Annotated in this window: 17 protein-coding genes and 1 pseudogene; 7 read left to right on the top strand and 11 right to left on the bottom strand. The window is 67.6% G+C overall.

The features are described from left to right. The 6 genes and pseudogenes from KYG_RS22070 to ruvA all read right to left on the bottom strand — a co-directional run bounded on the left by KYG_RS22070 (position 1) and on the right by ruvA (position 7,116). Positions 1-717: an ABC transporter ATP-binding protein gene (locus KYG_RS22070; RefSeq protein WP_008907158.1), complete on the bottom strand. Its 717-nt coding sequence runs from the start codon at positions 715-717 to the stop codon at positions 1-3. A gap of 175 nt (positions 718-892) precedes the next feature. Then, the gene (locus tag KYG_RS22065; RefSeq protein WP_008907157.1) at positions 893-2,131 is read right to left on the bottom strand and encodes an FtsX-like permease family protein; all 1,239 of its coding nucleotides are present in this window, start codon (positions 2,129-2,131) and stop codon (positions 893-895) included. 10 nt (positions 2,132-2,141) lie between these two features. Beyond that, the gene (locus KYG_RS22060) at positions 2,142-3,428 is read right to left on the bottom strand and encodes an efflux RND transporter periplasmic adaptor subunit (RefSeq protein WP_008907156.1); all 1,287 of its coding nucleotides are present in this window, start codon (positions 3,426-3,428) and stop codon (positions 2,142-2,144) included. A 57-nt stretch (positions 3,429-3,485) separates the two neighbouring features. Continuing rightward, positions 3,486-4,543 (bottom strand): annotated as a pseudogene (ruvB, locus tag KYG_RS22055) (Holliday junction branch migration DNA helicase RuvB). Positions 4,544-4,578: 35 nt separating this feature from the next. Then, positions 4,579-6,486, bottom strand: coding sequence for a trypsin-like peptidase domain-containing protein (locus KYG_RS22050; protein WP_034695890.1), 1,908 nt, complete (start codon positions 6,484-6,486; stop codon positions 4,579-4,581). A gap of 54 nt (positions 6,487-6,540) precedes the next feature. After that, entirely contained in the window at positions 6,541-7,116 is a 576-nt protein-coding gene (ruvA, locus tag KYG_RS22045; protein WP_008907153.1) for a Holliday junction branch migration protein RuvA, read from the bottom strand. Positions 7,117-7,196: 80 nt separating this feature from the next. Here ruvA and KYG_RS22040 point away from each other — a divergent pair, with 80 nt between their 5' ends. The 3 genes from KYG_RS22040 to KYG_RS22030 all read left to right on the top strand — a co-directional run bounded on the left by KYG_RS22040 (position 7,197) and on the right by KYG_RS22030 (position 9,617). After that, the gene (locus KYG_RS22040; RefSeq protein WP_034695888.1) at positions 7,197-8,153 is read left to right on the top strand and encodes a PhoH family protein; all 957 of its coding nucleotides are present in this window, start codon (positions 7,197-7,199) and stop codon (positions 8,151-8,153) included. A gap of 75 nt (positions 8,154-8,228) precedes the next feature. Then, entirely contained in the window at positions 8,229-8,687 is a 459-nt protein-coding gene (gene ybeY / locus KYG_RS22035) for an rRNA maturation RNase YbeY (protein WP_008907151.1), read from the top strand. Positions 8,688-8,876: 189 nt separating this feature from the next. Beyond that, positions 8,877-9,617 carry a sulfite exporter TauE/SafE family protein gene (locus KYG_RS22030; protein WP_008907150.1) on the top strand — a complete coding sequence of 247 codons (741 nt, stop codon included), beginning with the start codon at positions 8,877-8,879 and terminating at the stop codon, positions 9,615-9,617. Between the two features lie 22 nt (positions 9,618-9,639). On the opposite strand, the gene KYG_RS22025 is transcribed toward KYG_RS22030, so the two are convergent. The 3 genes from KYG_RS22025 to KYG_RS22015 form a co-directional block, all read right to left on the bottom strand. Further along, on the bottom strand, positions 9,640-10,836 hold the full coding sequence (locus KYG_RS22025) for an MFS transporter (RefSeq protein ID WP_139019451.1): 1,197 nt from the start codon (positions 10,834-10,836) through the stop codon (positions 9,640-9,642). A 73-nt stretch (positions 10,837-10,909) separates the two neighbouring features. Continuing rightward, positions 10,910-11,389 carry a D-aminoacyl-tRNA deacylase gene (dtd, locus tag KYG_RS22020; RefSeq protein WP_008907148.1) on the bottom strand — a complete coding sequence of 160 codons (480 nt, stop codon included), beginning with the start codon at positions 11,387-11,389 and terminating at the stop codon, positions 10,910-10,912. After that, positions 11,386-12,336, bottom strand: coding sequence for a cation diffusion facilitator family transporter (locus tag KYG_RS22015; protein ID WP_008907147.1), 951 nt, complete (start codon positions 12,334-12,336; stop codon positions 11,386-11,388). The genes dtd and KYG_RS22015 overlap by 4 nt, the downstream gene beginning before the upstream one ends. A gap of 132 nt (positions 12,337-12,468) precedes the next feature. Between KYG_RS22015 and KYG_RS22010 the strand changes: the two genes are divergently transcribed. From KYG_RS22010 to KYG_RS21995, 4 genes are all read left to right on the top strand, one after another. Beyond that, complete coding sequence (locus KYG_RS22010; RefSeq protein WP_008907146.1) at positions 12,469-14,010, top strand: sensor histidine kinase; 1,542 nt, start codon at positions 12,469-12,471, stop codon at positions 14,008-14,010. Beyond that, positions 14,000-14,632 carry a response regulator transcription factor gene (locus tag KYG_RS22005; protein ID WP_008907145.1) on the top strand — a complete coding sequence of 211 codons (633 nt, stop codon included), beginning with the start codon at positions 14,000-14,002 and terminating at the stop codon, positions 14,630-14,632. The genes KYG_RS22010 and KYG_RS22005 overlap by 11 nt, the downstream gene beginning before the upstream one ends. A 139-nt stretch (positions 14,633-14,771) precedes the next feature. After that, on the top strand, positions 14,772-15,266 hold the full coding sequence (locus KYG_RS22000) for a heme-binding protein (RefSeq protein ID WP_008907144.1): 495 nt from the start codon (positions 14,772-14,774) through the stop codon (positions 15,264-15,266). Between the two features lie 43 nt (positions 15,267-15,309). Next, positions 15,310-16,002, top strand: coding sequence for an ankyrin repeat domain-containing protein (locus tag KYG_RS21995; protein WP_008907143.1), 693 nt, complete (start codon positions 15,310-15,312; stop codon positions 16,000-16,002). Between the two features lie 77 nt (positions 16,003-16,079). On the opposite strand, the gene dbpA is transcribed toward KYG_RS21995, so the two are convergent. Both dbpA and KYG_RS21985 read right to left on the bottom strand, forming a co-directional pair. Beyond that, positions 16,080-17,498: an ATP-dependent RNA helicase DbpA gene (gene dbpA, locus KYG_RS21990; protein WP_008907142.1), complete on the bottom strand. Its 1,419-nt coding sequence runs from the start codon at positions 17,496-17,498 to the stop codon at positions 16,080-16,082. A 33-nt stretch (positions 17,499-17,531) separates the two neighbouring features. After that, positions 17,532-18,157 (bottom strand): DUF4010 domain-containing protein (locus KYG_RS21985; protein WP_008907141.1); only part of this gene is annotated, 626 nt, incomplete at its 5' end.

Raw genomic sequence — 18,157 nt, 5'->3', positions numbered from 1 at the left:
CTACCGGTGCGGGACCGGCTCCACGCCTTCGGTGATGGCTTCGTCGCGGGCAATGCGCCCGTCGATCAGCTCCACCAGCCGGTCGCAGCGCGCGGCCAGGCGGGGGTCATGGGTGACCACCACAAAACTCGTTCCGCGCTCGGCATGGATACGGCGCAGCAGCGCAAACACCTCGGCCGACGAAGCTGTATCGAGGTTGCCCGTGGGCTCATCGGCCAGCACCAGCGGCGGGTTCATGACCAGCGCCCGCGCAATGGCCACGCGCTGCTGCATGCCGCCCGACAGCTCTGCGGGACGCTTGTCCATGGCCCGGGCCAAGCCCACGGCGTCGAGCAGGCTGCGGGCATGCTCGCGGTGGGCTGCACTGACGCGGCCTTCGGCCATGAGGGCCGGCAGCGTGACGTTCTCCAGCGCGGAGAAAGCAGGCAGCAGGTGGTGGAACTGAAAAACAAAGCCCAGCGTGCTGCGCCGGCGCAGCGTGAGCGCCGCGTCGTCCAGGTCCTGCACCGCCTCGCCGTCCAGCAGATAGCTGCCAGTCGTCATGCGTTCGAGCAGGCCCAGGATGTTGAGCATCGTGCTCTTGCCCGAGCCCGAAGGCCCCATCAGCGCGATGAACTCGCCCCGGCGCACCTGCAGGTCGATGCCGTGCAGCACCTCGGCCTCGCTGGGGCGGCCGACGTTGTAGCTTTTACGCACGGCGTCGAGCGCGATCAACATCTTCGCAATCCACTGTGCTGCGTACCGTTCGTGGCGCACGAAACCGGCGCAGCCAAGGCCAGCGGCCCCCGCGCAAGGGCCGCCCCGCCGCGCTGGGGGCGTCCCCCTGCCCGCAGTGCGCAGCACTGCGAGAGCGGGGGGAAGCGGCGCAGCCGCACAGGGGGGTGTCTCATCACTACATCCTGATGGCTTGTGCCGGGTCCAGCGCCGCTGCGCGCCGCGCAGGTGCCACGGCCGCCAGCACACCGCACACCGACGCGATCAGCGCAATCTGCAGCGCCATTGCGAGTGGCAGCGCGATGGAAAACAGCGGCATGCCATCCGAGCCGCGCACAAAATGCGTGAACACCCAGATCAGCGCCACCGCCAGCAGCAGGCCCAACACCGAGCCCAGCGCCCCCACCACGGCGCCCTGTACCAAAAATACGCGCAGCACCTGACCGCGCGTGGCGCCCATGGCGCGCAGGATGCCGATCTCGCGGCCCTTTTGCACCACCGACACCACCAGCACACTGGCGATACCCAGCACCACCACGGCCAACACCACGCCCCGGATGATGGAGGTGCTGATGGATTGCGCGTTGAGCGCAGACACCAGCTGGGCATTGCTCTCCTGCCAGCTCTCGATCTTGTAGGGGAACTGGGTCTGCAACGCGCGCGCCAGGGTCTGGGCCACCCACACGTCCTTCAAGGTCAAGTCGAGCTGGCTGGCGCCACCCGGCAGCGCCAGCAGGCTTTGGGCCGCGCGCAGCGGCACGATCACGGTGCGCCGGTTCAGGTCTTTCACGCCCAGGTCCACCAGCGCGGTGACGCGCACCGAATCACTCACCGTGCCGCCCGCACCGCCGGTCTGCACCGTGAGGCGGTCGCCCACGCGCACACCCAGATCGTTCGCGAGCTCGCGCCCCACGATGGCCTCGCCCGGTGCCAGCCGCGCCGTGCCACTGACCACCTTGGAGCGCAGCCCCACCACGCGGTCATAGCGATCCAGGTCCACGCCCATCAGGGCAATCGCCTGCGACGCCTCGCCGCGCAGCGCCAGGCCTGAGCCCGAGACCATGGGCGACACCCCGGCGACTTCGGGCAAGCGCTCGAGCAGCGGCACCAGCGCCTGCCAGTTGGCGACGGACCGCAGGCGCTGCGCGCGCGGCTGGGTTTCGGAAAGCAGAGCGGTGCCGGGCAATGCGGGGGCTGCGGGTGTGACGAGATCGTCGGGCGCCCTCAGAGTGATGTGCGCCTGGGCGCCCAGCGTCTTGGCCAGGGTGTTCGATTGCAGGCCGTTGATCAACGCCGAGATGTAGGCAATGACCGCCACACCCGCCGCCACGCCCACGATGATGAGTACGGTCTGCATGCGCCCCTCGCGCAGAAAGCGCAGCGCCACACGCAACTCGAAGCCGGGCCAGATCAGCATGGCGGAATGCTCAACGGCCCATGGCGTTGGTCAATGCGGAGCCCGCATCGCCCCCCGGGGCGTTGGAAACGGCGGTGGCCGAACCTGCGGACCAGACCACCGTGCGGGCTCGCACGCGGTCGCCCGCCTGCACGGCGCCGCCGCGCAGCACGGTGTCGCCCTCGGCCAGGCCGTCGAGCACCTCCGCTGCGTCCAGTGTGCGCAGGCCCAGCCGCACAGGGCGGGCCTGTGCGCGCCCCTCCTGCAGCACCAGCACGGTCGCCTGGTCACCCACCACCGCACCCCGCAGCGCCGCCTGCGGCAGCACCAGAGCACGCTCGCGCCGCGCAGTCTCCACCTCGACCGACAAGGTCATGTCTTCGCGCAGGAAGGCGGGAGCCTGCTGCTCCAGTGCAAACTTCACCTCGATGGCGCCGCGCTGGGCATCCACCGCCGGTGCAATGGTGAGCACGCGCGCGGCAAAACGCTGGCCCGCAAAGGCATCGGCCACCACCAAGGCCTTCTGGCCCGGCAGCAACTGGTCCAGAAAACGTTCGTCCACCTGGGCCACCAGCTGGGTGGGCCCGGCCAGCGCCAGGCTGAGCAGGGCCTTGCCAGGCTGCACGATCTGCCCGGGCTCAACGTCGCGCACCAGCACGCGGGCATCGGCCGGGGCTAACAGCGTAGTCTGTGCCAGGCGGGCCTGGGCCGCCACGATCGCCGCCTGGGCCAGCGCCAGCTGCGCCTGCGCCTGGACCACATCGGTGCCCGCATCGGCGTTGGCCTGGACCTGCGCCTGCGCGCTCACCTGCTGCGCCCGGGCCACCTCGACGGCGCGCTGCGCCTCATCGAGCTGCGCGGCGCTGTAGAACCCCTGGGCCACCAGCTGCCGCACCCGCGCCAGGTTGGCGCTCGCCGCCTGCAGGGTGGCATCGGCCTGCGCGCGCGCTGCCTGGGCGGCGCTACGGCCGCTGCTGCGCAGGCCCGCAAGGCGCGCCTGCGCCTGGCGCTCGGAAGCCTGCGCCTGCGCCAGTGCAGCGTGCAGCTCATCCGGTTCGAGCTGCACCAGCACGTCGCCCTGTCGCACCTGTGCGCCTTCTGCCACCCGCACCTGGGCCACGCGGCCGGTGATGGTGCTGCCCACCTCGACGCGCGACAACGTGGCCACGCGCGCCGAAAACTGCAGTGTGCGCACCAGCGGCGCCGACTGCACCAACAGGGCATCGACCTGCGGCCCCCGCAGCGCCATTGCACCCACTGCGGCAGCCACCACCAGTGCTGCTGCGCCCAGCGCCAAGGCCCAGCGGCGCCTGTTCACAAGAAAATCCAAAGTGCGAGGGATGTTCCGGGTGTCATGTGCCGTGCCTTTTTTTGATCAATCAGAGAAGAGCCCGCCCGCCGCCTTGGGTGGCGCCACCCCCAGGTGGCGGAAGGCCGCCAGCGTGGCAATGCGCCCGCGCGGGGTACGCTGCAAAAAGCCCTGCTGGATGAGGTAGGGCTCAATCACGTCTTCAATGGTGCCTGCCTCTTCCCCGATGCTGGCGGCAATGTTGTCCAGCCCCACGGGGCCGCCATCAAAGCGGTGGATGACCGCCTCCAGCAGCTTGCGGTCCATCACGTCAAAGCCCTGCGGGTCTACATCCAGCATGGCCAATGCCTTGTCGGCAATCGATTTGGTGATGCGGCCGTCGCCCTTGACCTCGGCGTAGTCGCGCACGCGGCGCAGCAGCCGGTTGGCAATGCGCGGTGTGCCGCGCGAGCGGCGGGCGATCTCAAAGCCGCCTTCTTCATCCATCGGAGCATTGAGCAGCCCCGCGCTGCGCTTGACGATGCGCGCCAGTTCCTCGGCCGTGTAGAACTCCAGCCGCGCCACGATGCCAAAGCGGTCGCGCAGCGGGTTGGTCAACATGCCGGCACGTGTGGTGGCGCCCACCAGGGTGAAGGGCTGCAGGTCGAGCTTGATGCTGCGCGCCGCAGGCCCCTCGCCGATCATGATGTCGATCTGGTAGTCCTCCAGCGCGGGGTAGAGGATTTCCTCCACCACAGGCGAGAGGCGGTGGATCTCGTCAATGAAAAGAACATCGTTCTTCTCCAGATTGGTCAGCAGCGCTGCCAGGTCCTTGGGCTTTTCGAGCACAGGGCCACTGGTCTGGCGCAGGTTGACCCCCAGCTCAGCCGCAATGATGTGCGAGAGCGTGGTCTTGCCCAGGCCCGGCGGGCCAAACAGCAGCACATGGTCCAGCGCCTCGCCCCGCTTCCTCGCCGCGCCGATGAAGATCTCCAGCTGCTCGCGCGCCTTCGCCTGGCCCACGTACTCCTGCAGGAGCTTGGGGCGCAGGGCCCGCTCGATCGCCTCCTCCTGGGGCGAAGCGGGGGCGGCCGAGATGACGCGCTTGGCGGGGCGGGGGTGAAGTCGTCGGTCTGGATGGTCATGCGCTGGATGCTGCCGTTGAAGGATCTCTGGTGTTCTACCGGCTGGTCCAGGCGTGGTAGGCCACACCTTCGTAATTGAAGTCCCTGTAGTTCGCGATCACATAGTCCCGCTCGGCGGCGTTGACCGTGTAAAAGTGGGTGCCTTTGTCAGGCTTGTAAAAACGGTAGACGGGGATGGCGGCATTGCCCGCAGTGGTCTGCGCATACCAGATGGGCCCTTCGTACTTGAAGACCGGATAGTTCGCCCGCACAAAGTCGCTCTCGCCCTGGCTGATCGTATAAAAGTGTGCGCTGTTGGACAGGTTGAAGAAGCGGTACACAGCACTCTGCCCGGCCGTGGGCTGCGGGTATGCATAGAAAGCTATGTTCTCGTACTGGAACTGCGGATAGGTGGCGATGACGTAATCGCGTTCAGCCGCGCTGGACGTGAAAAAATGGGCGCCCGTCTGGATGTTGAAAAACCGGTAGATCGCTGTACGCGCCTGCGCGCTGGTTCCCGCTGCGAGCCAGTTCTTGAGGCCATCGTTGTACGCGATGTCAAAGCGTCCATAGAACTCCGGCGCGGTGATGGCAGAACAGCTTGCGCTGCCTCCATACAGAGTACCGATGACGTGCGTGCCGCCCTTGAAGATCGCCGATCCACTGCTGCCGCCTTCGGTCGTGCCCTGGTTCCAGATCACGCGGTAGAAGTTGCCCGTGGTGCCGCTGCACTGGAACTGCGTGCCACTTGTTGCAGCACACGACGAATAGCTGTTCACGTCGCCGATGCTCATCTTGAGAAGGTCACCCCTGGGGTGGTGCAAGCCCACCACGGGTGTGCCGATGGACTGGACGCTGGCATCCCAGCCTGCGAAGAACACGCCCGCTGGCGGTGTGTCGTTCAACCGGAGCAGCGTGATGTCTGTTGCGGTGGTGGTGTAGAGCAGTGCAGCGCCATTGAACCGCTTGGTGGTAGCGCTTGACAACGTCCGCGAGTTGCAGGTTGGCGCCCGATAGAACCAGTCGGTTTGCAGCGAAGAGGCCTCGGCCTGCGTGGAAATGCAGTGGTTCGCTGTCAGAAAATAAGGTGTTCCCGAGGACTGGTTGTCATTGAGCAGGGTGCCGGTGCACACATAGGTGCTGCCCCCCGACGTGTAAATCATGCGGGCCACGGCGTTGCGCTGGTTTGCATAAGCATCCTGGCAACTGGCATCCAGGTGGCAAGACGCCGATTCGTTGATCTTCGCGGAAAACTCTTCCTCCGTAGGTATCGCCAGGTTTTCGTAGATGTGCGAGACGCGCGGCACGGAAAAGTCCAGCGTACCCACCCGGGTGCCCGCAGGCACCTCAAGCTCCAGGGTCACTTCGTCGGCACCCAGATCGGGGCTCCACCAGGTGCGCGCATCCAGACCGGTCTCTGCGGCTTGCGCATTGCGCTGGATGCTCTGCAAAACATCCTGCCCGGATATCTGGAACACGGAGCCCGGATCCGTCTGGCGGTAAAAACGCAGCACGGCGCCGGGAGGTAACTGCCGCGCCACCACCCCCAGACGCAGGCCGTGGGCTCCCTCTGCGGTAAAGCTGATGGCCGCCACCAGCCCGCCGTTCGAACCGGCCTTCCACTGCATGTGCTGCAGAGTCTGCTCGGCCGCATGGGTAGCCACCACATCGCGCGCGATACCTACCTGGCGCGGGCCGACACCCCCAGCGGCCTGAGCCACCTTGGCATCTGCCAGCGCTCCCAGGCTCACCCGTGCAGGTTCGGGTGGCGACGCCACGGCGCTACGTGCCTTGACATTCGAAACCCCCTGGTCCGCAGTGTCGGGCTGCACCCAGCCATCCACCAGCAGCACCGGGCTCGAAGACGTCACACCCGCCTCCTGGCCACCACCGCAACCCACCAGCAGGGCCGCCGCCACTGCTGCAAATACCGCCACCACGCATTCCGACAATCTGCTTTTCATCTTCACCCCCTGGTTCGCACCCATTCTCACTGAACACTGCAACGCGCTGCGCTGCTATTTCGCCAGCGCCTTCAGCGCCATCTTGATCCCCTCGCTCACCCCCACCTCCGCGGGCAGTGCCTTGAGCGCCGCCGCCGCTTCCTTGTCGTTGTATCCCAAGGCCAGCAGCGCCTGCAGGATATCCGCCTGCGCATCGCTGGTGGCGGCGCCACGCACGGCGCCCATGTCGGCGCCCAGCTTGCCCTTGAGCTCCAGCAGCAGCCGCTCGGCCGTTTTCTTGCCGATGCCCGGCACCTTCACCAGGCGCCCCGCCTCCTGCAGCGAGATCGCCTGCGCCAGATCGCTCACGCCCATGCCGCTCAGGATGGACAGCGCCGTGCGTGGTCCCACGCCAGAAATCTTGATCAGCTCCCGAAACGCCTGGCGCTCGGGCGCGGTGGCAAAGCCGTACAGCAGTTGTGCGTCCTCGCGCACAATGAACTGGGTGAGCAGGCTCACGCGCTCGCCCACGGCGGGCAGGTTGTAGAAGGTGCTCATGGGCACGTTCACCTCGTAGCCCACGCCGTGGCAGTCCAGCAGCACCTCGGGGGGGTTCTTCTCCAGCAGGGTGCCGGTCAATTTGCCTATCATTGATGTCCTTTGGCGACGCGGGCATGACGCGCGGCGCCGTCTTCTTGCCGTTTTTCGGTTGCCTGACTGGAATTATCCGCGTGATCCTGCGCCACACCTTCACCCCCCACAACAACACCCGGCTCACCAACCTGTGCGGCCCGGCCGATGCGCACCTGCGCACCATCGAGGTGGCCTTGCAGGTGAGCATTGCGCACCGGCATGAGCAGTTCAAGATTGACGGCCCCAAGGCCAAGGCCACACAGGCGATGGAGCTGCTGCAGGCCCTGTATGAAATGGCCGAGCGGCCGATTGGCGAGGATTACATCCAGCTGATGCTGGCGGGCGACAGCGAGCTGCTGGAGGCGCCAGACGACGCCATCATCCTCAACACCCGCCGTGCCGACCTGCGCGGGCGCACCCCCACGCAGAACCTGTACCTGCAGAACATTGCCACGCACGACATCACCTTCGGCATCGGCCCTGCCGGCACCGGCAAGACGTATCTCGCCGTGGCCAGTGCGGTGGACGCGCTGGAGCGCAGCAGCGTGCAGCGCATCGTGCTGACCCGCCCGGCGGTGGAGGCTGGCGAGCGCCTGGGCTTTTTGCCCGGTGACCTGGCGCAGAAGGTGGACCCGTATCTGCGCCCCCTGTACGACGCGCTGTACGAGCTGATGGGGCATGACAAGGTGCAAAAGGCCTTCGAGCGCAACGCCATCGAGATCGCGCCGCTGGCCTTCATGCGCGGGCGCACACTGAACAACGCGTTCGTCATCCTGGACGAGGCGCAGAACACCACCCCCGAGCAGATGAAGATGTTCCTCACCCGCATCGGCTTTGGCGCCAAGGCGGTGGTGACGGGTGACGTGAGCCAGATCGACCTGCCCAAGGGCAACCTGAGCGGCCTGATTGATGCTGAACGCGTGCTCAAGCGTGTGAAGGGCATCTCCATCACCCACTTCACTAGCGCCGACGTGGTGCGCCACCCGCTGGTGGCCCGCATCGTGGACGCCTATGACGCCCCCCGCCGTGCGACGGCAGCGCGTGTGCGCGAATAGCCTCGCAGACTTAACTCCTATTTTCATAGCTGCTTGCGCTTATCCACCAAGCGCCAGAGGCCAAAAACACTCCAAATGCCTTTGAACCAACTCGCCCTGTCTCTGCAATTCGGCTCCTTTGACGCCGTGGCCGCCCACCGTGCCGTGCTGCCCCGCCACAAGGTCACACGCTGGATTCGCCACGCGTTGGCCGCGGATGCCGAAATCACCGTGCGCATCGTGGGTGCTGAAGAAGGCCAGCAGCTCAACCGTGAGTACCGCAAGAAGGACTACGCCACCAACGTGCTCACGTTCGACTACGCCCAGGAGCCCGTGGTGACCGCCGACCTGGTGCTGTGCGCCCCCGTGATCGAGCGCGAGGCGAAGGAGCAGAACAAGAGCCTGGAAGAGCACTACGCCCACATGCTGGTGCACGGCACGCTGCACGCACAAGGGTGGGACCACGAGACCAGCGAGGCGGATGCGCAGGAGATGGAAGACTACGAAACCGCCATCCTGCAAGAGCTGGGTTACGCAGACCCCTACGCCCGCTAGCCAGCGGCCCCCCAGGCTTGGCTGCAGAGGGCCAGCGCGGGCCGCAGGGCCGTATCACACAGCACATCAGTGCAACCTTTTTTGTATGTAATGGTGGGCAAAACAGGGGTCTTGCACACCTAAGATCAGACGAATGCTTCAACCCGGGCGCCATCGTGGTGGGGCGCCCCCCCTTCCGACCCCGAGAAAATGACCGAAATCGCCCTGCTGCTCGCGGCCGCCTTCATGGCCGGCGCCCTGAACGCCGTTGCCGGAGGCGGCAGCTTTCTGACCCTGCCTGCGCTCGTCTTCACCGGCGTTCCCCCTGTGGTGGCCAATGCCACGGGCACCGTAGCGCTGCTGCCGGGCTACATGGCGGGGGCCTGGGGCTTTCGGGAGGACACCGCCCCGCCGCCGGGCCTGTCGATGCGTTTGCTGGTGGTGCTATCGCTGCTGGGCGGCGCGGCCGGTGCGGCTCTGCTGCTGGTCACGCCCGATGCCACCTTCCGCCGCGTGGTGCCCTGGCTGCTGCTGGCGGCCACGGCGCTGTTCGCCTTCGGGCCGCAGCTGCGCAAGTTGCTCGCGGGTGGCAAGCCGTCCACGGCCAAGGCCACCGTGGGCATCCTGGCGGTGGCGGCCTACGGTGGTTACTTCAACGGCGGGCTGGGTATCTTGCTGCTGGCGTTGTTCGGCCTGCTGGGGCAGACGAACCTGAACGCCATGAACGGCCTCAAGAACTGGGTGTCGGCCCTGCTCACCGCCATTGCCGTGGCCATCTACGCCGCTGGCGGCGTGGTGCTGTGGCCGCAGGCGCTGATGATGATGGTGGCCGCCACGGCGGGCGGCTACGGGGGCGCGCGGGTGGCGCGGCGCATACCGGCTGCGTGGCTGCGCTGGGGCATCGTGGCCACGGGCCTGGTGATGGCGGGCCTGTTCTTCCTGCGGGCCTGAGCCATCGGCTGCAGGCACAGCCTCAGTGCGCGCCAGGCAGCAGCAGGGGCGAGCGGGGCAACAGGCGAAAAGCCGTGGAGGCCGCGGCCAGCATGCAGGCAATGCACACCATCACCGCCTGGTAGGGGTCATGCCCGCCATGTTGTGCCCATGTGGCCACCACCCCGGTGAACCACTGCATCAGGGCCACCCCCAGAAACATCGACATCGTGTACAGAGACAGCGCGCGGCCCGTCGTCTCCGCGGGGTACGACGAGCGCACATCAGCGTACTGCAGCACCCCGTAACCCGAGAGCAACCCCATGAGGAAAATCAGCGCCACACTGGCCGCTGCGTGCTGCAACAGGCCCAGCAGCACGAAGAGGCCACCCATGAGCAATGAAAGCCTTGTGATCCAGGCGCGCCGGTGCGTGGCCCCGGGGTCCATGCGCCCGTAGACGACCGGAACCACCACCGAAATCATCGACAAGACCAGCGCCACGTTGCCGCTTTCCACCAGCGAGAAGTGGTGGCGCTCCATCAGCAGCGGGCCCAGCCACAGGCCGCGCAATGACAGAAACGCCGCATAGCAGGTCATGCCCAGGATCAGGATGCCCCAGGTGTGCGGCACCCTGAACAGCGTGCCAAACCGGGCTGCCGCCTGGCCCCACGATTCGCGCGGGTCTGAGGAAGCGTGCGGCAGCGCGGGCTCGCGCACCTTCCAGAAAATCAGCAGCCACGACAACAGCGAAAGCACCGCAAGCACCCCAAAGCCCATGCGCCACCCCCCGTGCTGCACCATGAAGGCCAGCGGTGTGCCGGTGAAGAGCAGGCCCAGCCCACCCACGCCCATCCCGAGGCCCGAAAAAAATGCGAAGCGCTGTGCTGGAAAGTGGCGCGAGATAAACACCGTGCAGGCCAGAAACGCCGGCGAGCACCCCACCCCGATCAGCAGCTGCCCCAGCATCAGCCACCCGTAGCTGGGTGCAGCGGCCGACACCGCAGCCCCCAGCACCGCCAGGGGGAAGGCTGTCAGCACCGTTTTGCGCAGGCCGTACAGGTCCATGCCAATGCCCATGAGCAACTGCGTAACGCCAAACGACAGCCCGAAAAGCCCTGCAAACGCGCCCAGCGAATCCGGCGAGATCCCGAAGTCTGCCTGCAGCCCGGTGGCAATGATGCTGGTTACCGTGCGGAACGCCTGGCTCAGCGAAAACGCCGAGAGCAGGCACAGGTACATGATCCACAGCGCCGCGGAGGGCGGGGCAGGAGCGGCAGGGTGGCGCTCGGGCCCGGTCACGCGCAGCACCGGGTCATGCCGGCAACGTGGGAGACGCAGGCGCCACGCGCAGCGGAATCGTCACCGGCCCGTCGTTGACCAGATGCACCTGCATGTCGGCTGCAAACTGCCCGGTGGCGACATCGGGATGCGCCTTGCGGGCCTGAGCCACCACATAGTCATACAGCCGCCGGCCCTCGTCGGGCGCAGCCGCCTGGGTAAAACTGGGCCGGTTGCCGCCGGTGGTGTCTGCCGCCAGCGTGAACTGGCTGACCAGCAGCAGGCCCCCGCAGGCTCCACGTCCATCGATGTCCTGCACGCTCTGGTTCATCTTGCCCGCAGCGTCCGAAAAAATGCGCAGCTTAAGGATCTTGGCCAGCAGCTTGTCGGCCTCGGCCTCGGTGTCTCCACGCTCGGCGCACACCAGCACCAGCAGGCCCGCGCCGATGGCGCCCACGGTCTGCCCGTCCACATCCACACGCGCTTCGCGCACACGTTGCAATACGGTGATCACTTCACAGCATCCTTCAAATCGTCACGGGGGTCGTCAAAGTGCGCCTCCACATCGGTGGGCAGCAGCTCGATGGTGGCGCGCAGGCCCGGCACGGCCGTCATCAGCGCGCGCTCGACCTGGCCGCGCAGTTCGGCGGCGTGGCGCAGGGTCCAGTCGGCGGGCATGTGCAGGTGCATGTCCACAAACTGGCGCTGGCCCGCGCGGCGTGTGGAGACATGGTCGAACCGCACGGCACCCGGCGCCTGGGCCGCCACAAACTGCTGCAGCGTGGCGTCGATGGTGGACTGCACCTCGGGCTCCACCGCTGAATCCATGAGGCCCTGGGACGACCGCCAGACCAGCTCTACGCCCTCTTTCAGGATGTTCAGCGCCACCGCAATCGCCGCTACCGCATCCAGCCACAGCCACCCGGTCAGGGCCGCCCCCGCAATACCCACCAGCACACCGGCCGAGGTCCACACATCGGTGACCAAGTGGCGGGCATCGGCCTCCAGCGCAATGGAGCGATGCTCGCGCGCCGAGCGGAACATCACCCAGGCCAGCAGCCCGTTCAGGGCCGAGCTGAGCACCGACAGACCCAGGCCCCAGCCCACCTGCTCGATGGGTTGCGGGTCAAACAAGCGGTGCCCCGCCGCCCACAGGATGCCCGCCGACACGCCCATGATGAGGATGCCCTCGAACCCCGACGAAAAGTATTCGGCCTTGTGGTGGCCATAGGGGTGGTCGTCATCGGCAGGGCGCTGCGCCACCGTCACCATGGCCAGCGCAAACATGGCGCTGGCCAGGTTCACAAACGACTCCATCGCGTCCGACAGCAAACCCACCGAGCCCGTGACCACCCAGGCCAGTGTCTTGAGCGCGATGGTGACCACCGCCACAGCCACCGAGGCCCACAGCAGGTTGCGGGGTGAAAGCCAGGGGTGGGATGCGGGCGATGCAGCGGACATGGTGGGTAGGCGAAGGAGCGACAAACATGCGAATCTGAAATTACACCAGAGCCACCTTAAGCTCCGTTTAACAGAGCACCCAGAGTGTGCACCCAGCGTTGATGCAACGCAGCCCCATGCCAGAATCCGCGCATGCTCCCAGCCTGGCGCCTCCTGTTGCGACACATGCCCCACCTGCCCAGCCTGCTGCTGTGGGGGCTGGTGGCCTGCATCGGTTGCGGCTGGCTGGTGGTGGACCGCCTGCAGCAACTGCACGCAGCGTTTGAGACCGACGCACGCATCGTGCACCGGCTGCTGAGCCAGCGCGTGGTGCAGCACGACGCCATCATGGCCACACTGGCGCTGCTGCAGCCAGACCCTGCAGCGGACAGCCTGCACAAACGGGCATCGCCCCTGCCCCGCCTCCCGTCGGTGTACCCGCAAATCCTGGCCGTGCTGCAGCGCTCGGCCCACAGCGACTGGCCGCCCGCGCTGCAGACCGAGCTGGCAGCGGCCGAGGCCACATCACGGCGCACGGGCCACGCCGCGATGGCGGGGCTGGACCTGCCCGCAGGCCGTTACTACCTGGTGCTGGCGGGCACGCCCACAAGCTATGCGCTGCACATCGACCTGCGCACCACCATCCCCACCGACGAGTGGCCCATGGACCTGGCCACCAGCCCGGTGCGCGTGACGCTGGAGCACGGCGGCACGGCCGTTGTGGTGCAGCCTGGCCAGGTCGCTCCTAACAGCGGCATCCGCACCTACGACTTTCACAAACTGCTGGCCGCCGCCAGCCAGCCGCTGGACGTGGTGGCCCGCCGCAGCGTGGGCCTGCACGAGCTGCCCTGGTGGCGCATGCTGGGCTGGTGCCTGCTGACCGCCGCGCTGTGGGCCACAGGCCGCGCCCTGTGGCGCCAGCGCCTGGCGCGCCAGCGGGCCGAAGAGCTGCTGCGCCTGGGCCAGGTGGCGCGGCTGAACACGCTGGGCGAACTGGCCGCGGGCATGGCGCACGAGCTGAACCAGCCGCTCACGGCACTGCTGTCCAGCACGCAGGCCGCCCAGCGCCTGCTGGCCGACGACCCGCCCGACCTCGACACCGCACAGACCGCCATGGCCCGCGCCGTGGAGCAGGCGCGCCGCGCATCCACCGTGGTGGGCCGCCTGCGCCGTCTGGTGGAGCGGCCCGACCTGGCAGGCCAGGCCCAGCCCCTGGCACTGCCCACCGCCGTGCAAGACGTGCTGCACCTGCTGGAGCCCGAGCTGGCGCAGCGTGGCGTAGTGCCCGAAGTGTTGGCCGCAGCAGACTTGCCCCCGGTGCTGGCCGAGCCTGTGGCCCTGCAGCAGATCGTCCACAACCTGCTGATGAACGCGCTGCAGGCGCTGGAGCAGGTGCCGCCCGCAGAACGCCAGCTGCGCCTGGGCATGGCGCGCGCGGCAAGCGGGCAGGTAACCCTGTCGGTGCGCGACCACGGCCCCGGCATCCCGCCCGAAGCGCGCCAGCACCTGTTCGAGCCCTTCTACACCACGCGCACCGGCGGGCTGGGCCTGGGCCTCACGCTGTGCGAAAGCCTGGCGCAGGCCATGGGCGCGCAGCTCGCCCTGGCGCCCGAGGCCACGCCCCCGTCCGCCGCCCAGCGGGGCGCCGAGTTTGTGCTGACCCTGCAAGCCGCACCACCCACCGATGACCGATAGCGCCCCCTCCCTCTCGCCCCTGATCCACCTGGTGGACGACGATGCCGCCGTGCGCGAGGGCCTCTCGCTGCTCATCAGCACCGTGGGCCTGCGCGTGCAGACCTGGGCCGACCCGCAGTCCTTCATGGCCGGGTTTGACCGCGCCAGCATCGGCGCCATCGTGCTCGATGTACGCATGCCCGGCATCAGCGGCCTCACGGTGCTGGAGCAGTTGCTGGCGCAGGGCGTGGACCAGCCCGTGATTTTGCTCACCGGCCACGGCACGGTGGAGATGTGCCGCCGCGCGTTCAAGACCGGGGCGGCCGAGTTTCTGGAAAAGCCGGTGGACGACGAGGTGCTGATCGAGGCCCTGCAAAACGCCGTGCGCCAGCATGTGCGCTCGCGCGAGCGCCACCAGGCCGACCAGCAGGCGCGCGAGCGTTTTGCGCAGCTCTCGGCCCGCGAGCGCGAGGTGCTGGGGCTGATCGTCGAGGGCCTCACCAACAAGGAAATCGGCCGGGCGCTGGAACTCTCACCCCGCACGGTGGAAACACACCGCGCCAACCTGTTCGCCAAGCTGGGGGCCGAGTCGTTGGCGCAGCTGATCCGGCGGTATGCGGCGCTGGTGGATGCCGCATCCTGAATCGGCCTGCAAAGGCCTTCCGTAGTTCTACGGAGGCCCGCGCGTAGCCGCCCGAATGGCTGAAAACGGCGGCGATTTTTACAGTTCTCCCACGGCGCCACAAAGGGTGGCACCGACGTCACAAACACCGGAGAACACCATGCAAAGCACCCTCGTCAAAGCCGCCGCCCTCACCCTGTCCCTGATCGCCACCGCCGCCAGCGCCGAAGGCGTGCGCACGGAAAAGAATATGTCGCTGGACCTGGCCACGCAGATCGCCGCCCAGACCGTTGCCACCTGCACCGCCAACGGCTACGCCGTGACTGCCACCGTGGTGGACCGTGCAGGCACCGTGCGCGCCGTGCATCGCGCCGACAACGCGGGCCCCCACACACTGGAAGCCAGCCGCCTCAAGGCCTACACCTCGGCATCGGCCAAGAACACCACGCTGGCCATGATGGAAGGCGCGCAGAAGAACCCCGCGGCCGCCAACCTGGTGAACATTCCCGGCTATCTGCTGCTGGGCGGCGGCGTGCCGGTGAAGGTGGGCAACGAAGTGATCGGCGCCGTGGGCGTGGGCGGTGCGCCCGGCGGCCACCTGGACGAGCAGTGCGCGGTGGCGGGCATCGCCAAGGTGCAGGATTTGCTGAAGTAAGCCAGCCCCACCACAGGCAGCTGAGCATTCAACGGAGGCCCCCATGAAGCCGTGGAATCTTGTTTTCGCCCTGGCCGCCGCACTGGCCTGTGCCACTCCGACCCAGGCCCAGGTGCCACCCACGGCGGCCGAAACTGCGGCTTACCAGGGCCTGCATGCGGCGGCGGCGCGGGGCGACATGCCCGCGCTCACCAAGCTGATCGCGGCAAAAGCCGATCTGAACGCCCGCGACGCCTACGGCCGCACGCCCCTGCATGTGGCCACGTACGCCCGGCAGGCCGACGCCATCCGCGCGCTCGCCCAGGCCGGGGCCGATCTGAACACGCTGGAAAACGATCGCTACGACGCCGTGACCATCGCCGCCGTGGCCGATGACGAGGCCACGCTGCGCCTGCTGCTGCAACTGGGCGCCAGCGCCAAACAGGTGACCAGCCGCTATGACGGCACGGCCCTGATCGCCGCCGCCCACCTGGGGCACGACGGCGTCGTGCGCCAGCTGATAGCGGCCGGGGCGCCGCTGGACCATGTGAACAACCTGCACTGGACGGCGCTCATCGAATCCATCGTGCTGGGCAACGGTGGCCCGCGCCACCAGGCCACGCTGCAGGCACTGCTCAAGGCCGGCGCCAGCCAGGCACTGACCGACCGCCAAGGAACCACGCCCCTGCAACTGGCGCGCCAGCGTGGATATGGAGAGATGGTGCAGATGCTGGAAGCGGCCGCCATCCGCCGCTGAACCTAGCAAAGGTAGAAGTCAAACGCTACCAATTTGATAGCTATTAGCGCATGATGCACTAGCGCATCCGGCCCTTTTTATTCAAATTCCTGGTTTCCAGTCACCAGACGGGCCTTCACGCTCTTGCCCTTGACGCGCCCGCTGTTGAGCCGCTGCACGGCCTGAGCGCCAATGGTGCGGTCCACCGCCACGTAGGTGGAGAAGTCGTTCACGTTGATCTTGCCGATCTGCTCGCGGGTGTAACCCATGTCGCCGGTCAGTGCGCCCAGTACGTCACCAGCGCGGATCTTCTCCTTGCGGCCCCCGATGATCTGGATGGTGACCATGGGCGGCACGAGCGGGCCGCTGCCCGTGGGCGTCAATTCTGTCAGCGGGAACCAGCGCGACTCGCGGCCCTGCAGCTGCTCGATCTTGCCCACGCTGCCCATCTCGTCCAGGCTGGCAAGGTTCAGCGCCAGGCCGTCGGCATCGCCCCGGCCGGTGCGGCCGATGCGGTGGATGTGCACCTCGGCATCGGGTGTCACGTCCACATTGATGACGGCGGCCAGGTTGGCAATGTCGAGCCCCCGCGCGGCCACGTCGGTGGCCACCAGCACCGAGCAGCTCTTGTTGGCAAACTGCACCAGCACCTGGTCGCGCTCGCGCTGCTCCAGCTCGCCAAACAGCGCCAGCGCGCTGAAGCCCTGGGCCTGCAGCACGCTCACCAGGTCGCGGCACTGCTGCTTGGTGTTGCAAAAGGCAATGGACGATTCTGGGCGGAAGTGGTTGAGCAGTTGCGACACCACATGCAGGCGCTCGCTGTTTTTCACCTCGTACCAGCGCTGCTCGATCTTGCCCTCGGCATGCTGCACCTGCACGGTGATCTGCTCGGGCGACTTCATGAAACTGGCGCTGAGCTTGGCGATGCCCTCAGGGTAGGTGGCCGAGAACAGCAGGGTCTGGCGCTCCTTGGGGCACTGCTTGGCCACCACGACGATGTCGTCGAAGAAGCCCATGTCGAGCATGCGGTCGGCTTCGTCCAGCACCAGGGTGTTGACCGCCTCGAGCGTGAGGTGCTGGCGCTCCAGGTGGTCCATCACGCGGCCGGGAGTGCCCACCACGATGTGCGCGCCGTGCTCCAGGCTGAGCATCTGGCCGCGCAGCGGCACGCCGCCGCACAGGGTCACGACCTTGATGTTTTCCTCCGCGCGCGCCAGGCGGCGGATCTCAGTGGTCACCTGGTCGGCCAGCTCGCGGGTGGGGCACAGCACCAGGGCCTGCACCGCAAAGCGGCGGGGGTTGAGGTTCGCCAGCAGCGCCAGCGCAAACGCGGCGGTCTTGCCGCTGCCGGTGCTGGCTTGGGCGATCAGGTCCTTGCCTAGCAGGGCGGGCGGCAGGCTGGCCGCCTGGATGGGCGTCATCGTGGTGTAGCCCAGCTGCTGCAGGTTGGCCAGCATGGCTGGGCTCAGGGCCAGCGCGCTGAAATCAGTGCGGGCTTGGTTTTCTTTGAAGGTCATGGGCCGATTATCCGGCCCGCCCCCTACAGGCCGCTATGACTTCAGGGCCAGAACCCCCACAAAGGCCAGCGTATGCGCCAGCACGCCCGGTACCACCGCCAGGGCGTAGCGCCAGCCTCCGCTGGCCAGGGCCACCACACATTTGCTGCCCGCATGCACCAGCAGCGCGGCCATCAGGGCTTGCGCGATGGCGGGTGCCGCAGCGCTCGCCGGCCCGCCGCGCACCAGCACGGCGGCGGTCGCGGCATGCACATCGGCCAGGGCCGCCAGCAGCGCGCCGACAAGCATGCCGGCATCGCCTTGCCACGCCGTCAGCAGCTGTACACCGGCCTGGATGCCCGTCAGCAGGGCGGCGATGACCAACGCATCCCGCAGCTTGAACATGGGCGTGTCGGGCGGCAGCGCGGGGGCCGATGCTGCTTCGGCACCCTGGCCGGGCAGGTGGCGCACACCCCGCACGCCCCACCAGCCTATGGCCCCCGCCACGCACCCGCCCGCCAGCGCCGGCAAGCACAGCAGCCCCAGCCACTGCGGCTGTACGGTGGCCGCCACCACCAGGATCTGTGCCATGGTGGCAACGCACGACAGCACCGCGGCCCCGGCATGTGCACGCGGCATGGCCCGGCCCGCACGCACTTCCATGCCCAGGCTTCCGATGG

It is taken from the genome of Acidovorax sp. NO-1 (assembly GCF_000238595.1).
Classification (GTDB): Bacteria; Pseudomonadota; Gammaproteobacteria; order Burkholderiales; family Burkholderiaceae_C; genus Acidovorax.
Note: the sequence above shows the minus strand (reverse complement) of the source record. Positions and strands in the feature narration are given on the sequence as shown.

Bases quoted from the DNA above. Each gene is read 5' to 3' on its own strand.
- KYG_RS22070 (WP_008907158.1), bottom strand. From the start codon at position 717: ATGTTGATCGCGCTCGACGCCGTGCGTAAAAGCTACAACGTCGGCCGC.
- KYG_RS22065 (WP_008907157.1), bottom strand. From the start codon at position 2,131: ATGCTGATCTGGCCCGGCTTCGAGTTGCGTGTGGCGCTGCGCTTTCTG.
- KYG_RS22050 (WP_034695890.1), bottom strand. From the start codon at position 6,486: ATGAAAAGCAGATTGTCGGAATGCGTGGTGGCGGTATTTGCAGCAGTG.
- ruvA (WP_008907153.1), bottom strand. From the start codon at position 7,116: ATGATAGGCAAATTGACCGGCACCCTGCTGGAGAAGAACCCCCCCGAG.
- ybeY (WP_008907151.1), top strand. From the start codon at position 8,229: ATGCCTTTGAACCAACTCGCCCTGTCTCTGCAATTCGGCTCCTTTGAC.
- KYG_RS22030 (WP_008907150.1), top strand. From the start codon at position 8,877: ATGACCGAAATCGCCCTGCTGCTCGCGGCCGCCTTCATGGCCGGCGCC.
- KYG_RS22025 (WP_139019451.1), bottom strand. From the start codon at position 10,836: ATGTACCTGTGCCTGCTCTCGGCGTTTTCGCTGAGCCAGGCGTTCCGC.
- KYG_RS22015 (WP_008907147.1), bottom strand. From the start codon at position 12,336: ATGTCCGCTGCATCGCCCGCATCCCACCCCTGGCTTTCACCCCGCAAC.
- KYG_RS22010 (WP_008907146.1), top strand. From the start codon at position 12,469: ATGCTCCCAGCCTGGCGCCTCCTGTTGCGACACATGCCCCACCTGCCC.
- KYG_RS22005 (WP_008907145.1), top strand. From the start codon at position 14,000: ATGACCGATAGCGCCCCCTCCCTCTCGCCCCTGATCCACCTGGTGGAC.
- KYG_RS22000 (WP_008907144.1), top strand. From the start codon at position 14,772: ATGCAAAGCACCCTCGTCAAAGCCGCCGCCCTCACCCTGTCCCTGATC.
- KYG_RS21995 (WP_008907143.1), top strand. From the start codon at position 15,310: ATGAAGCCGTGGAATCTTGTTTTCGCCCTGGCCGCCGCACTGGCCTGT.
- dbpA (WP_008907142.1), bottom strand. From the start codon at position 17,498: ATGACCTTCAAAGAAAACCAAGCCCGCACTGATTTCAGCGCGCTGGCC.